This window comes from Cupriavidus sp. 10L43_2, assembly GCF_056395265.1.
Window position 1 is genome coordinate 54,914 of the sequence record NZ_JBFTJE010000008.1, and the last position, 13,090, is coordinate 68,003.

Genomic DNA, 13,090 nt, shown 5'->3' on the forward strand with positions numbered 1-13,090 from the left:
AACTGCATAACCGACATGAAACTGTCCGCCGACCTTCCTTCCTGCCGACGCGCCTGGCGCGCCGACTGAAGCCGGCCATGGACCGTTTCATCCTTACAGCTGTTCACGGGGCAGGACACTAGATGGCCTACGACAAGTTCCTCTCGCAGGACGAGGTAGACGAGCTACTGAAAGGCGTATCGGGCGAATCCGATGCGCCCGCAGCCAGCAGCGCGCCCGCTATTGATGAAGGCGGGGTGCGGCCGTACAACCTGGCTACCCAGGAACGGATCATCCGTGGCCGCCTGCACACGCTCGAAATCATCAACGAGCGCTTCGCGCGGGCGCTGCGCACGGCGCTGTTCAACTTCATCCGCCGCGGCGCCGACATCTCGGTCGGTTCGGTAAGGATCGAAAAATACGGCGATTTCGTGCGCAACCTGCCGGTGCCGACCAACCTGAACCTGGTCCACATGAAGCCGCTGCGGGGCACCGCGCTGTTCGTGTACGACCCGAACCTCGTGTTCCTGGTGGTGGACAACCTGTTCGGCGGCGATGGCCGCTTCCACACCCGTGTGGAAGGCCGCGACTTCACGCAGACCGAGCAACGCATCATCCGCCGCATGCTGGACCTGACGCTGAACAGCTACGGCCAGGCCTGGCGCACCGTGCATCCCATCGAGTTCGACTATGTCCGCTCGGAGATGCACACCAAGTTTGCCAACATCGCCGGCGCCAACGACGCCGTGGTGACCACCGCGTTCCATATCGAACTGGGCGCCGTGGGCGGGCAACTGCATATCTGCATTCCCTTCTCGATGATCGAACCGCTGCGGGATCTGCTGATGAACCCGCTGCAGGACGAGGTCGAGGTGGACAAGCGCTGGCTCGGCCAGCTCTCCACCCAGCTGCGTGCCGCCGAAGTGGAACTGGTGGCCGAATTCACGCACCTCCAGAGCACCGTGGCCGAGGTACTGGCCCTGCGTGCCGGCGACGTGCTGCCGATCGACCTGCCCGAGAAGCTCTTCGGCAAGGTGGACGGCGTGCCCGTCATGCAATGCGGCTTCGGCACCATGAACGGCCAGTACGCGCTGCGCGTGGAGCGAATGATCAATTACCAAGACAGCGATTCCAACAAGGAAACCGATCATGACTGACGGCACTCAGGACAAGCCGGTCGATCCGATGGACGACTGGGCCAGCGCCCTGGCGGAGCAGACCAGCGCCGAGCCGGCACCGGCTGCCGCCCCGGCCGCCACGACCCCCTCCGCTACGGCACCCGCTACGGCGGCGCCTTCGCAGGCCATGGCTACCGCCACCCCGGCAGCCTCCACGGTGTTCCCGCCGCTGGCGCAGGAAGCGCCGGCCGGCTTCCACAACGATATCGGGATGATTCTCGATATCCCGGTGCAGCTGACCGTGGAACTGGGCCGCACCAAGGTACCCATCAAGAACCTGCTGCAACTGGCGCAGGGCTCGGTGGTGGAACTCGACGGCCTGGCTGGCGAACCGATGGACGTGCTGGTCAACGGCTACCTGATCGCCCAGGGCGAGGTGGTGGTCGTGAACGACAAGTTCGGCATCCGCCTGACGGACATCATCACGCCGTCCGAACGTATCCGGAAGCTGAACAAATGACAGCCGTGTCGCGCCGGCTGCGGTCTGCCGGACGCTTTGCCGCGGGCCTGATCCTCACGGGTCTGGCCACGGCCGGTGCGCAGGCTGCAGATGTTGTATTGAGTACCGCCCAGGCAGCCAGTGCACCGGCTGCCCCGGTGGCGCAGTCCGCGCCGGTGATCAGCGGCGGGGCCAGCCTCGCGCAGGCCGGGCTCGGCCTGTTTGCCGTCATCGCCCTGATCCTCGGCATGGCCTGGCTCGCGCGCCGCGTGGGCCTGGTGCGCCACGGCAGCGGCGGCGCCACGATGAAAGTCGTGGGCAGCCTGATGCTGGGCGCGCGCCAGAAGGTGGTCATGGTCGAAGTTGGCGATACCTGGCTCGTGCTGGGTGTTTCCGCCGGCGAGATTCGTCCGCTCCACACCCTCCCGGCCCAGCCGGATGCCATGGTCCCGGCCGGCACCACCGCGCCGCAGCCCTTGCAGGGCGGCTTTGGCGAGCGCCTGATGCGCGCGATGCAGGAAAACCTCAAGAAATGAACACGTTGCGTGCCGCCATCGGGCGGCATTCCGCCCGCGGGGCCTGGGTCGCGCTGCTGCCGGTAGCGGTCGGGCTGGCGCTGTCGGCCCTGCCCGAATCGGCCCTGGCCCAGGCGCTCCCGGGCGTGACCAGCAAGCCGGCCGCCGGCGGTGGCCAGACCTGGTCGCTCTCGATCCAGACGCTGGTCCTGCTGACCTCGCTGTCGTTCCTGCCGGCTGCCATGCTGATGATGACGGGCTTCACCCGCATCGTCATCGTGCTGGGCCTGCTGCGCAGCGCGCTGGGCACGGCCTCCTCGCCACCGAACCAGGTGCTGGTGGGCCTGTCGCTGTTCCTGACCTTCTTCGTCATGTCCCCGGTGTTCGACCGCGTGTACACGGACGCCTACAAGCCGCTCTCGGAAAACAAGATCAGCCTGGAGACCGCCGCGTCCCGCGCCGCCGTGCCGATGCGCACGTTCATGCTGCGCCAGACCCGCGAGAAGGACCTGGCGATGTTCGCCCAGATGGCCAAGACGCCCGAGATGAACGGCCCGGAAGACGTGCCGTTCTCGGTGCTGGTGCCGGCGTTCGTCACCAGCGAGCTGAAGACCGCGTTCCAGATCGGCTTCACGATCTTCATCCCGTTCCTGATCATCGACCTGGTCGTGGCCAGCGTGCTGATGGCGATGGGCATGATGATGGTACCGCCGGCGACGATTTCATTGCCATTCAAGCTGATGCTGTTCGTGCTCGTGGATGGCTGGCAACTGCTGCTGGGCTCCCTGGCGCAGAGCTTCATGACCTGACAAGGAGCCTGCCATGACGCCCGAAACAGTCATGACCATCGCCACGCAGGCGATGAAGATGACGCTGATGCTGTCCGCCCCGCTGCTGCTGGTGGCGCTGGCGGCCGGTCTGGTGGTGAGCCTGTTCCAGGCCGCCACCCAGATCAACGAAATGACCCTGACGTTCATCCCCAAGCTGATTGCACTGTTCGTGACGATGGTGCTGGTTGGCCCGTGGATGATCAACACCTTCGTCGACTACATGCGCGAGGTGTTCCAGGGCATTCCCGCGCTGGCGCATTGACGCCCGCCTGCCGTGATCGACGTCTCCACGGCCCAGCTCTACGGCTGGATCGCCGCCTTCCTGTGGCCGATGTTCCGCCTGCTCGGGCTGATCGCCACCGCGCCGCTGTTCAGTGAATCGACGATTCCGCGCCGCGCCAAGGTCCTGCTGGCCGGTGCGCTGTCGGTCATCGTCTCGCCTACGCTCGGCAATATCCCGAGCGCCACGGTCTATTCCTTCGACGGCTTCCTGATCATCCTCAACGAGGTCGGCATCGGCGTGGCCATGGGCTTCACCATGCGGCTGGTCTTCGCGGCGGTGCAGACCGCCGGCGAGGTGATCGGCCTGCAGATGGGTCTCTCGTTCGCCTCGTTCTACGACCGCTCGTCGGGCGGGCAGACCATGGTGCTGTCGCGTTTCCTGAACATCGTGGCGATGCTGCTGTTCATCGTCCTGGACGGCCACCTGATGATGCTGGCCGTGCTGGTGGACAGCTTTGGCGCGGTGCCCATCGCCGCCACGCCGCTCTCCGGCCACGGCTGGGGCACGGTGGCCAAGGCCGGGTCGATGGTGTTCTCGGCCGGCACGCTGCTCTCGCTGCCGATGATCGCCACGCTGCTCACGCTGAACCTGGCGATGGGTATCCTGAACCGCGCCTCGCCGCAGCTCTCGATCTTCGCGGTGGGCTTCCCCGTGACGCTGCTCGGCGGCATGCTGGTGATGACCCTGGTCATGCCGCAGATGGGCGCCTACATGCAGCACATGGTCGAGGCCGGCCTGGCCACCATGGGCGCCGTCCTCGACCAGCTGGCGCCCTAGGGCGCCCAAGCCGACTAGTTCGCCTGCGGCAGCGCGCCAGCCTGCTGCAGCGCGGCCCGACCGATCTCGAGCCGCTTCGGCCCCTGATCCATCTTCGGCATGTCCATGTTCATGGCGAACACGTAGCGGTCCTCGCCGCGCGTGAGCGAGCCGACCCACCAGCCCACATCGACACCATCCCGCGCGGACCAGCCGGTCTTGGCCCGCAGCGTGTACGCCGGGGTCTGCTCGATGGTCAGGATGTCATCCAGCGCGTCATAGCTGCGCGCCGAGATGCCCGGCAGCGTGCGCGCCACCACGGCCCGCATGAAGTCGATCTGCTGGTAGGTGGTGATCTTCAGGTGGTTGTTGAGCCAGAACATGTCCACCGGGCCGCTCACATCCGCATTGCCGAAGTGGGCCGCGCCGAGGAAGCGGCGGTACTGCGCCGTCCCCACGCGCCGCGCCAGCGCCTGATAGGCCGGCACGCACGAGTTCTTCAACGCCAGCCGCAGCGACACATCGCCATTGCACACGGCCGGCAGGATCGGCTTGCCGTGGTGGGTCCAGACCTTGCCGTCCCAGGGGATCTTGTCGTTGTCCACGTCAGCCACGGCGCCGGTCTCCAGCCCGATCAGGGAATTGAAGATCTTGAACGTCGAGGCCGGCGAGTAGGCCTCGCGGGCACGCTGCGGGTTGTAGGCGTACAGGCGGGCGGCGCGCACATCGTAGATCAGCATCGTGCCCTGCGTGCCGGCGGCATCGAAGAGCGGCTTGAGGTTGAGCGGGGTTTCCTTGGGGGTTTCCTTGGCGGTCTGCGCGTGGACCGGCGCGGCCAGCATCAGCGCGGCGGACAGCGAGGCGAGGCAAAGGCGGCGGGCAAGGCGGGCAACGCTGGGCAATCTGTTTGGCATGTTCTGCACCTTTCTGAGAGGAGGATCGAAATGTCATGGGATGACAATCCAGGCCCGGATCGTGGTGCGGAGCATAGGCGCTGATCGCCGGGGCGCCAACCCGGCCGGCTGTAACACGCGTAACATGGCGGGGCCCCCAATCGCCCCAATCGCCCCCGCCCCCATGCCCGCCCCGCTCGTCCATATCGACCTGTCCGCGCCCTACCGCGTGAACGGCCAGCCCGCGCGCTACCAGTCCGTCTGGCTGCTGGCGCGCATCTGGCTGGCCACCGCGCGCGACCATGAAGACCTGCCCGCCGCCGCCGTACGCGCGCGCTTTGCGGAGGCTGCCGATGTGCGGATGATGGTGTCGCGCGCGTTTGCCGACTTCGCGCGCTGGGGGGTGCCGGTGGGCTGGGGCGGCGACACCTCGGCGCCCATCGACCATCTGAGCCCGGCCCGACGCAGCCGGGGCCCGTTCTGGATGCCGCCCGCCAGCGCACGGCGCCTGCGCTTCGCAGCCGGCGGCAAGGCGCTGGGCGCCACCGCCGTGGCGCGCTGGCTGGGCCAGTCCGCCGCCGATAGCACCGATGGCGCCGATGCGGCGCCGCCCGCCGCCGACGATGGCCTCGGCTACGTGATGCGCGACATGGCGTTCTGGAGCCACCTCACTCAGGCCATGCGCGGCGCGCAGGACGGCGTACCGGGCACGGTCGATGCCGGCGTGGCCGAGTTGTTCCGCGCCGCGCAGCGCAGCGCGGCGGATGACTTCCAGCAGGCGTTGTCGCTGCTCAAGGAGAGCCTGGCGTGGCGCCGCAGCGACCGCCTCGACCAGAGCCGCGCGGCGCTGCGCCGCTTCCACCGCGTCGTCGCGCGGGGCGGCGTCAGCGCGGCCCTGCCCACCTTTGCGGCGATGGGCCACGTAGTGCGCGCGTGGGAGCACTACGCGCGCGGCGACCTGGACACCGCGCAGGGCGAGCTGGCGCGCCTCAACGCCGATGCCGAGCTACGCCCGGTGGTGCGCTACAACCCGCGCGTCCGCTTCGAGACGCTGAACCTGGGCGCACTGGTGCGCAAGAGCCTGGCGCTGCGGCCGGACGATCCCAAGGCCAAACCCGGCAAGGTCGATCGCCCCACCGCCGCGCGCGACGCCCTCCAGGCGTTCTCCGGCGCGCTGCAGGCCGGCTACGAGGCCGATTCGGTCGACGCCGTGCAACACGCCGCCGCCAATATCGGCTGGTCGCTGTGGCTGTTCTGGCAGCACGGGCTGGTCGATGAAGGCCGCGCGCTGGCCGCCGGCGACGTGCAGCGGCAGGCCATGCGCTGGCTGGGCCTGTCCGAATGGATCTGCGACCGCTTCGGCGTGGGCGGCGGCTCGGCCTGGAACACGATCTTCCTGCTGCGCGTGGCGCGCGGCACCGCCGACGTGGAAGCCCCCGACAGCGTGGCCGCGTTCCGCAGCCAGCGCCCCCTCACCGTGGCCGCCGCCATCGACGCCCTGCGCCCCTTCCACGCCCCGTTCGCGCCGGCCAAGGGCTTCGTGCGCTGGTCGTCGGTGGCCGCCTTCGCGCTTGAGGAGCACGACGCTGGCCACGTGCGCTACAACGCGCTCCAGCTCGCCAACCTGCTGATGGAATCGGCCTGGTACCTCACCCACGAGCAGGGCGCCACGGCCATCGCCTATACCGCGATGGAGCGACTGGCGCAGCAGATCGGCACGCTCAGGCCCGCCGAGCGCGGCTTCTTCCGCGCCGGCCTGCGCGCGTTTCCGCCGGAGTTGCGGGCGGCGGCAGCCGAAGCCATGCGCCGCCCGAGCCTCAGCCGCTGAACTGCACGGCCCCAACCGGCAGCGCGCGGCGGCGCCGAGCGTCAGCCACCCCCGCCACATCCCCCGCCCGGCCCGGAAGCCGGAAGAACGCCACCGCCTCATTGAGCATGCGGCCCTGTTCGTCGAGCGAGCGGGACGCCGTGGCGGCCTCGTGCACGAGGGTGGCGTTCTGCTGCGTGACCTGATCGATCTGGACGATGGCCTGGTTGACCTGTTCGATGCCCCGGTTCTGCTCGGCGGACGCTGCCGCGATCTCGTCGACGATGCCGGTCACGCGGGCCACCGCCTGGGTCACCTCGCCCATCGTCTTGCCGGCTTCCCCGGCCAGCACCGCGCCCTCGCTCACCTGCGCCACGGAGACCTCGATCAGCGCCTTGATCTCCTTGGCCGCGCTGGACGAGCGCTGCGCCAGCCCGCGCACCTCGCTGGCCACCACCGCGAAACCGCGCCCCTGTTCCCCGGCGCGCGCCGCTTCCACGGCCGCGTTGAGCGCGAGGATGTTGGTCTGGAAGGCGATGCCCTCGATGATGCCGGTGATATCGGCAATCTTGGCCGAACTGGCGCTGATGCCGTTCATGGTGTCCATCACGCGCCCCACCGTGCCGCTGCCCTGCTGCGCCACCGACGCGGCGTTGCGGGCCAACTCGCTGGCCTGGCGGGCGTTCTCGGTGTTGTGGCGCACCGTGGCGGTCAGCTCCTCCATGCTCGCGGCGGTCTGCTCCAGTGACGCCGCCTGCTCCTCGGTGCGTGCGGACAGGTCCGCGTTGCCGTTGGCGATCTCGCCCGTGGCATCGACGATACTGGCGCTGCCCTGACGCACGCGCGCCACGGTTTCGGTCAGGCGGTCGTTCATGTCGCGCAGCGCGCCCAACAGGCGGCCAGTCTCGTCGTCCGAATTCACGTCGATGTGCATGCCCAGCTCGCCCCGCGCCACGGTGCGCGCCACGTCCACGGCGCGCTGGATCGGGCCGGTGATGGCGCGCGTCAGCAGCAGGCCGCCCATCAGCCCGAAGACCACGGCGGCCAGCGACACCACGACCAGGAGGTTGCGCTGCGTGCCGTAGTCAGCCTCCAGCGCCGCCACCATCTCGTGCTGGCGCTCGCGCGTGAAGCCGGCGTAGGCGTCGGTGGCCTTGACCAGCTCGGCCAGCAGCGGACGGCACTCCGCATTCATCTTGGCGATGGCCGCCTCCTGCTTCTTGTCCAGCGCGAGGCCGACGATGGCTGTCGCCACCGGGCCGTAGCGCGCTTCCACGCTGGCCATGCCGGCCACGAGGCCGCGCGCGGTCTCGCTGACGCCTTCGCGGGACACCATCTCCCTGAGCTTGGTCATGCGCGCCGCCACATCGTCATGCGCGCGCAGCACCTCGGCCTTTTCCACGTCGAGGTCCGCCTGCGTGGTCACCAGCACCAGATTGCGCGCGGCAATCGCGCGGCGGTCCACGGCGGAGCGCAGTTGCGCGGCCACCTCGGCCCGCGCGTTGAGGCCATCGACATAGGCCTTGAAGCCGCTGGTGGCACGGTTCAGCGCGTACAACGACAGCCCCGACACCAGCAGCACGACCAGCGCCAGCGTGCCAAAACCGGCCACGAGCTTGGTCTTGATGGAAAGATTGCGAAAGCTCACAGTGATCCCCTTTTCCCGAAGGCATGCCTGTCCGATAGGCATGCCGGATGCATGTCACACGCACGCGTGACGGCCGAATCGCTGAGAGCCCGTTCCCCACTCGCTGGCACATCGCGATATGACTGGCTCTGCCCTTGCGGGCGCGCTCGCGAATTGGCGCGCGTACGCGCCGTGCTCTGTCTAGTGCGTGGGCTAACGGCAGGCCGTGGAAAGCTTTACCCCTCCTGCGGGAGGGGTATCCGTAAGGGGGGAATGGTTAACCCGTGAGAAGTGACGGGACCGCCGGTTTCCCCCGTCAATCCGGCTTGGGACGGGGTCGCATTCTAAAGTTGCATTTGTAATGCATATTTTATAGAATCGATTCGTCGCGGCGTTCGGCCGTGAATTCAAGCGAGCAACGATGTCCGTCCTGCTGCCGATTTCTCCCCCCTCCCGTCCCGACGCGGGCTATCGCGGCCTGCCCGTCTTCGCGCTCGGCTTCCGTCCGTTCTATTTGCTCGCCGCCGCCTTCGGCGCACTGGCCGTGCCGGCCTGGGTGGCGCTCTACCTCGGCTGGTGGCAGCCGGCCGCGCAGCCGTGGATGGGCACCATGGCCTGGCACGCGCATGAAATGGTGTTCGGCTTCGCGGCGGCGGTGGTGGTGGGCTTCCTGTTCACCGCCGGCAAGGCCTGGACCGGCCTCCAGACACCGCAAGGCCCCTGGCTGGCCGCGCTGGCCGGCACCTGGCTGGCGGCGCGCATCCTGATGTGGGCCGGGCCGGCCTGGGCGGCCATCGCCGTGGATGCGGTGTTCCTGCCGCTGTGCAGCTTCAGCTTCTACCGCCTGCTGCGCCGGGCCAAGAACAAGCGCAACATGGGCCTCGCCATCGCCATGGGGGTGCTGGGCGCGCTGAGCCTGGCCTTCGACCTCGCCGTCGCCAGCGGCCATCTCGGGCTGGCTTTCCAGATGGCCGACGCAGCCACCGGGCTGGTCGTCGTCTTCGTCACAGTGATCGGCGGCCGGGTGATTCCGATGTTCACCACCAACGGCGTGCCGGGCACGCGCATCCGCCGGGTGGAGATGGTCGAGCGCGCCGTTATCGCGCTGACCCTGCTCGCCATCGTCGCCCATGCCTCGATGCTGTCGCCGCTGGCCACCACGCTGCTGGCGCTCGGCGCGGCGGCGGCGCACGGCATCCGGCTGGCCGGCTGGGACCCGCTGCGCACCTGGCGCAAGCCCATCGTCGCCATCCTCCACTTCGCCTATGCCTTCCTGCCGATCGGCTTCCTGCTGATTGCCGGCGCCGCGCAGGGCTGGGTGGACCGCTCCACCGCGCTCCACGCGCTGACCGTGGGCGTGATCGGCTGCGCCATCGTCGCCATGATTACCCGCACCGCGCTTGGCCACACTGGCCGGCGGCTGGAAACCGGCCATCTGGAACACCTGGCCTACGCCTGCATCGTGCTGTCCGCGCTGGTCCGCGTGGCGCTGCCGATCTGGCTGCCGGCGCTCAAGGCGCAGGCGGTGGCCGGGGCCGGCGCGCTGTGGGTGGCGGCCTTCCTGCTCTACCTTGTCAAATACACCCCCTACCTGTTGCGGGTGCGCATCGACGGCAAGGACGGCTGATGCGGGGCTCCCGATGGACGTGATACGATGACCGACAACTGGGGCGTGACTTCGATGCCCCAGTCAATCCATCACCGTTCCTCCAACAAAAAACGGGAGACATCGATGTTCAAATTCGCCGCAGCCCTTGGCGCCGCCGTGCTGTTTGCATCGGCCAGCGTGCCTGCCATGGCCCAGTCCGCGGACGTCCAGTCCGTCACCACCACCGCCGAAAAGCTCCGCGTCGCCATGGTCGATCCCGACCAGGCCGCGCTCTCCGCACTGGTTGCCGAGACGCTGAGCTACGGCCACTCGGGCGGCCGCCTCGACACCAAGGCCAGCTTCATCGGCGACCTGCTCGATAAGAAGTCCGATTTCGTGTCGATCGCCATCACCGACCAGACCGTGTCCGTCTCGGGCGATGTGGCCGTGGTGCGCCACACGCTGTCCGGCGAGACGCTGGATAGCGGCAAACCCGGCACGGTGAACCTGAAGGTGCTTCAGGTCTGGCAGAAGCAGGGCGGCGCCTGGAAGCTGCTGGCGCGGCAGGCGGTCAAGGCCTGACGCGCCCCCGGACGTTATATGACGTCCTATGTTTCGAATGCCTCCTTCGGGAGGCATTTTCGCGTGCTCGGCAACTTCGCCCTGCTGCTCCAGGGCCTGGGCGCCTTCCTCTCCTTCCTGCTCGGCGCCGCCTGTTCCGCCATCACCATCAATTGGGCCCGGCGCACCGGCCTGCGCAGCGAATACGCGCTGCCGCTGGTGCTGGAAGCCGCCCTGCTGCTCTGCTTTGGCCTGATGGGCGCGCAACTGGGCCTGAAGCAGTGGCTGTTCGTGCCAGCCACGGTGATGCTGCTGTGCTTCATGATGGGCCTGCAGAACGCGATGATCACCAAGGTTTCCAACGCCGAGATCCGCACCACGCACGTCACCGGCATGGTCACGGACATCGGTATCGAACTGGGCAAGCTGTGCTACTGGAACTGGGCGCCGCCACTGGGCAACCGGCGGCCGGTGACGGCCAACCACGACAAGCTGCGCATGCTCGCCCTGCTGGTGGGACTGTTCTTCGGCGGGGGCGTGGTGGGGGCGCTGGCGTTCAACGGCATCGGCTACACGGCCACGATTCCGCTGGCGGCCCTGCTACTGCTGGTGGCGCTGGTGCCTGTGCTCGACGATCTACTACCGCGCCTCTTCCTGCTGCTGCGCGCACGCCGGCTGGCGCGGCGCAGCCGCCGCTGGGGCCGCCGGCGTTAGTCGCCCGGCCAGCCCGCCAGCCTAGGCCCGCGCCGCGCGCCGCACCGCCTGCGGCGGGAGGCCGAAGCCACGCACGAAGGCCTCGCGCATATGCCGGCGGTCCCGAAAGCCGGTTTCGCGCGCCACCACGTCCAGCGGGTGGCGGCTCTGTTCGATCATCAACCGCGCCGCCTCCAGCCGCAGGCTTTCGATGGCCTTTGCCGGCGACTGCCCGGTCTCCGCGGTAAAGATCCGGCTGAACTGGCGCGGGCTCAGATGCACCGACTGCGCGAGTTCCTCCACCGTCAGCGCCTGGCTCAGATTTTTGCGCGCATGGTCGATGGCGCGCTGGATGCGGTCTGACTTCGGCGCCATGTCCAGCAGCTCCGAGTGCTGCGACTGCCCGCCCGCGCGCCGCTGCACCATCACCAGCTTGTGCGCGAGGGACCGCGCCGCGTCCGCGCCAAGATCCTTCTCGACCATCGCCAGCGCGAGGTCAAACCCGGCCGTCATGCCCGCCGAGGTCCAGATCGGGCCATCGACGATATAGATACGGTCGTCCTCCACGTGGATGCCCGGGTGCTGCTGCTGCATCGCGCGCGCGTACGCCCAGTGCGTGGTGACGCGCCGGCCTTCGAGCAACCCCGCCTCGGCCAGCACGAAGGCGCCCGTGCAGATCGACGCCGCCCGCCGGGCGCGCGGCGCTGCGCGGCGGACGAAGTCCAGATGCGCCGCCGGCGTCGGCGTGGCGACCGGATCCCCCACGCCAACGATGATCCACGTATCCACCGCCGTGCGCGGCCCGACGGCGCGCGTCTCCACGCGCATGCCCAGCGACGAGCGGACCGGCCCGCCGGCTATCGAGTAGTTGTCGATCGCATAGAACGGCTCCCCCGCCACCATGTTGGCGTACTCGAACACGCTCTGCGTGGCCAGCGCCATCACCTGGAAGCCATCGATCAACAGAAATCCGATGCGATGCATTGATCACTCCGCGCCACGCCGTGGCCCTTGTCCTGAATCCGTACCATAAACGTCATTTCGGCCATCGTCAAACGACCCTACGATGACATCCATGGATTCGACGAATCCGATCCGACGACACGAACCGATTCAAAGGAGCATCACCATGGCAATCACCCCGACCCCTCCCCTCGGCACGGCCCTGATCACGGGCGCCTCCACCGGCATCGGCGCGCTCTACGCCGAGCGGCTGGCACGGCGCGGCTACAACCTGATCCTGGTGGCACGCAACCGCGAGAAGCTGAACGCGCTGGCCGCGCGCATCACGGACGAAACGCGCCGCGAAGTGGAAGTGCTGGTGGCGGACCTGAACGACCGCGCCTCGCTGGCCACGGTGGAAGCCAAGCTGCGCGAGGACGCCAGCATCACGCTGCTGGTGAACAACGCCGGGGTCGGCACGCACACGCCGCTGCTGGAGAGCGACGTGGACAATATGACGCGGATGGTCGACCTGAACGTGACCGCGCTGACGCGCCTGACCTACGCCGCCGTGCCCGGTTTCGTGGCGCGCGGGCAGGGGTCGATCATCAATATCGCGTCGATCGTGGCCGTGGCGCCGGAGATTCTCAACGGGGTCTATGGGGCGAGCAAGGCCTACGTGCTGGCGCTGAGTCAGTCGCTCCATCACGAACTGAAGGACCAGGGCGTGCGCGTGCAGGCGGTGCTGCCGGGCGCCACGGCCACCGATTTCTGGGCGATTGGCGGCCTGCCGGTGGAACACCTCGACCAGAACATCGTGATGCCGGCGGCGGCCATGGTCGATGCGGCGCTGGTTGGTTTCGACCAGGGCGAACTGATCACGATTCCGTCGCTGCACGCCCTCGACACATGGCAGGCCTATGAAAGCGCCCGCCAGTCGATGATGGGCCAGCTGTCCCGCAACGCGCCGGCGCCGCGCTACGCCACGGCGGGCTGAGT

General features: G+C 68.4%; 13 protein-coding genes and 1 pseudogene. 11 read left to right on the plus strand and 3 right to left on the minus strand.

Going from position 1 to position 13,090, the window contains the following annotated elements:
• Window positions 1-122: 122 nt before the first annotated feature.
• From fliM to fliR, 6 genes are read left to right on the plus strand one after another with little or no spacing between them, the layout of a single operon-like run.
• Window positions 123-1,136, plus strand: coding sequence for a flagellar motor switch protein FliM (fliM, locus tag AC1DEL_RS13595; protein WP_092295582.1), 1,014 nt, complete (start codon window positions 123-125; stop codon window positions 1,134-1,136).
• Window positions 1,129-1,617 (plus strand): flagellar motor switch protein FliN, encoded by a 489-nt coding sequence (gene fliN / locus AC1DEL_RS13600; protein WP_092295585.1) that lies wholly within the window; start codon window positions 1,129-1,131, stop codon window positions 1,615-1,617. The genes fliM and fliN overlap by 8 nt, the downstream gene beginning before the upstream one ends.
• Window positions 1,614-2,132 (plus strand): flagellar biosynthetic protein FliO, encoded by a 519-nt coding sequence (gene fliO, locus AC1DEL_RS13605; protein ID WP_092295588.1) that lies wholly within the window; start codon window positions 1,614-1,616, stop codon window positions 2,130-2,132. The genes fliN and fliO overlap by 4 nt, the downstream gene beginning before the upstream one ends.
• Window positions 2,129-2,920: a flagellar type III secretion system pore protein FliP gene (fliP, locus tag AC1DEL_RS13610; protein WP_092295591.1), complete on the plus strand. Its 792-nt coding sequence runs from the start codon at window positions 2,129-2,131 to the stop codon at window positions 2,918-2,920. The genes fliO and fliP overlap by 4 nt, the downstream gene beginning before the upstream one ends.
• A 13-nt stretch (window positions 2,921-2,933) precedes the next feature.
• Window positions 2,934-3,203, plus strand: coding sequence for a flagellar biosynthesis protein FliQ (fliQ, locus tag AC1DEL_RS13615; protein WP_092295594.1), 270 nt, complete (start codon window positions 2,934-2,936; stop codon window positions 3,201-3,203).
• A gap of 12 nt (window positions 3,204-3,215) precedes the next feature.
• Entirely contained in the window at window positions 3,216-4,001 is a 786-nt protein-coding gene (gene fliR / locus AC1DEL_RS13620) for a flagellar biosynthetic protein FliR (protein ID WP_092295597.1), read from the plus strand.
• A 14-nt stretch (window positions 4,002-4,015) separates the two neighbouring features.
• Here fliR and blaOXA read toward each other — a convergent pair whose 3' ends face one another.
• Window positions 4,016-4,894: an OXA-1206 family carbapenem-hydrolyzing class D beta-lactamase gene (gene blaOXA / locus AC1DEL_RS13625; protein WP_477125363.1), complete on the minus strand. Its 879-nt coding sequence runs from the start codon at window positions 4,892-4,894 to the stop codon at window positions 4,016-4,018.
• A 163-nt stretch (window positions 4,895-5,057) separates the two neighbouring features.
• Here blaOXA and AC1DEL_RS13630 point away from each other — a divergent pair, with 163 nt between their 5' ends.
• Window positions 5,058-6,701: a hypothetical protein gene (locus AC1DEL_RS13630; RefSeq protein ID WP_477125362.1), complete on the plus strand. Its 1,644-nt coding sequence runs from the start codon at window positions 5,058-5,060 to the stop codon at window positions 6,699-6,701.
• Here AC1DEL_RS13630 and AC1DEL_RS13635 read toward each other — a convergent pair.
• The gene (locus AC1DEL_RS13635; protein ID WP_092295606.1) at window positions 6,691-8,328 is read right to left on the minus strand and encodes a methyl-accepting chemotaxis protein; all 1,638 of its coding nucleotides are present in this window, start codon (window positions 8,326-8,328) and stop codon (window positions 6,691-6,693) included. The two genes, AC1DEL_RS13630 and AC1DEL_RS13635, sit on opposite strands and share 11 nt — an antisense overlap.
• Before the next feature lie 400 nt (window positions 8,329-8,728).
• On the opposite strand from AC1DEL_RS13635, the gene AC1DEL_RS13640 reads away from it, so the two are divergent.
• The 3 genes and pseudogenes from AC1DEL_RS13640 to AC1DEL_RS13650 all read left to right on the plus strand — a co-directional run.
• The gene (locus AC1DEL_RS13640; protein WP_092295609.1) at window positions 8,729-9,934 is read left to right on the plus strand and encodes an NnrS family protein; all 1,206 of its coding nucleotides are present in this window, start codon (window positions 8,729-8,731) and stop codon (window positions 9,932-9,934) included.
• A 105-nt stretch (window positions 9,935-10,039) separates the two neighbouring features.
• Window positions 10,040-10,477, plus strand: coding sequence for a nuclear transport factor 2 family protein (locus AC1DEL_RS13645; RefSeq protein ID WP_092295612.1), 438 nt, complete (start codon window positions 10,040-10,042; stop codon window positions 10,475-10,477).
• 18 nt (window positions 10,478-10,495) lie between these two features.
• Window positions 10,496-11,161: pseudogene (locus AC1DEL_RS13650) on the plus strand (YoaK family protein); the annotation flags it as partial.
• Between the two features lie 30 nt (window positions 11,162-11,191).
• Here the strand turns inward: AC1DEL_RS13650 and AC1DEL_RS13655 are convergent.
• Window positions 11,192-12,133: a GlxA family transcriptional regulator gene (locus AC1DEL_RS13655; protein ID WP_092295618.1), complete on the minus strand. Its 942-nt coding sequence runs from the start codon at window positions 12,131-12,133 to the stop codon at window positions 11,192-11,194.
• A 145-nt stretch (window positions 12,134-12,278) separates the two neighbouring features.
• Between AC1DEL_RS13655 and AC1DEL_RS13660 the strand changes: the two genes are divergently transcribed.
• Window positions 12,279-13,088 (plus strand): SDR family NAD(P)-dependent oxidoreductase, encoded by an 810-nt coding sequence (locus AC1DEL_RS13660; protein WP_177219938.1) that lies wholly within the window; start codon window positions 12,279-12,281, stop codon window positions 13,086-13,088.
• Window positions 13,089-13,090: the final 2 nt, after the last annotated feature.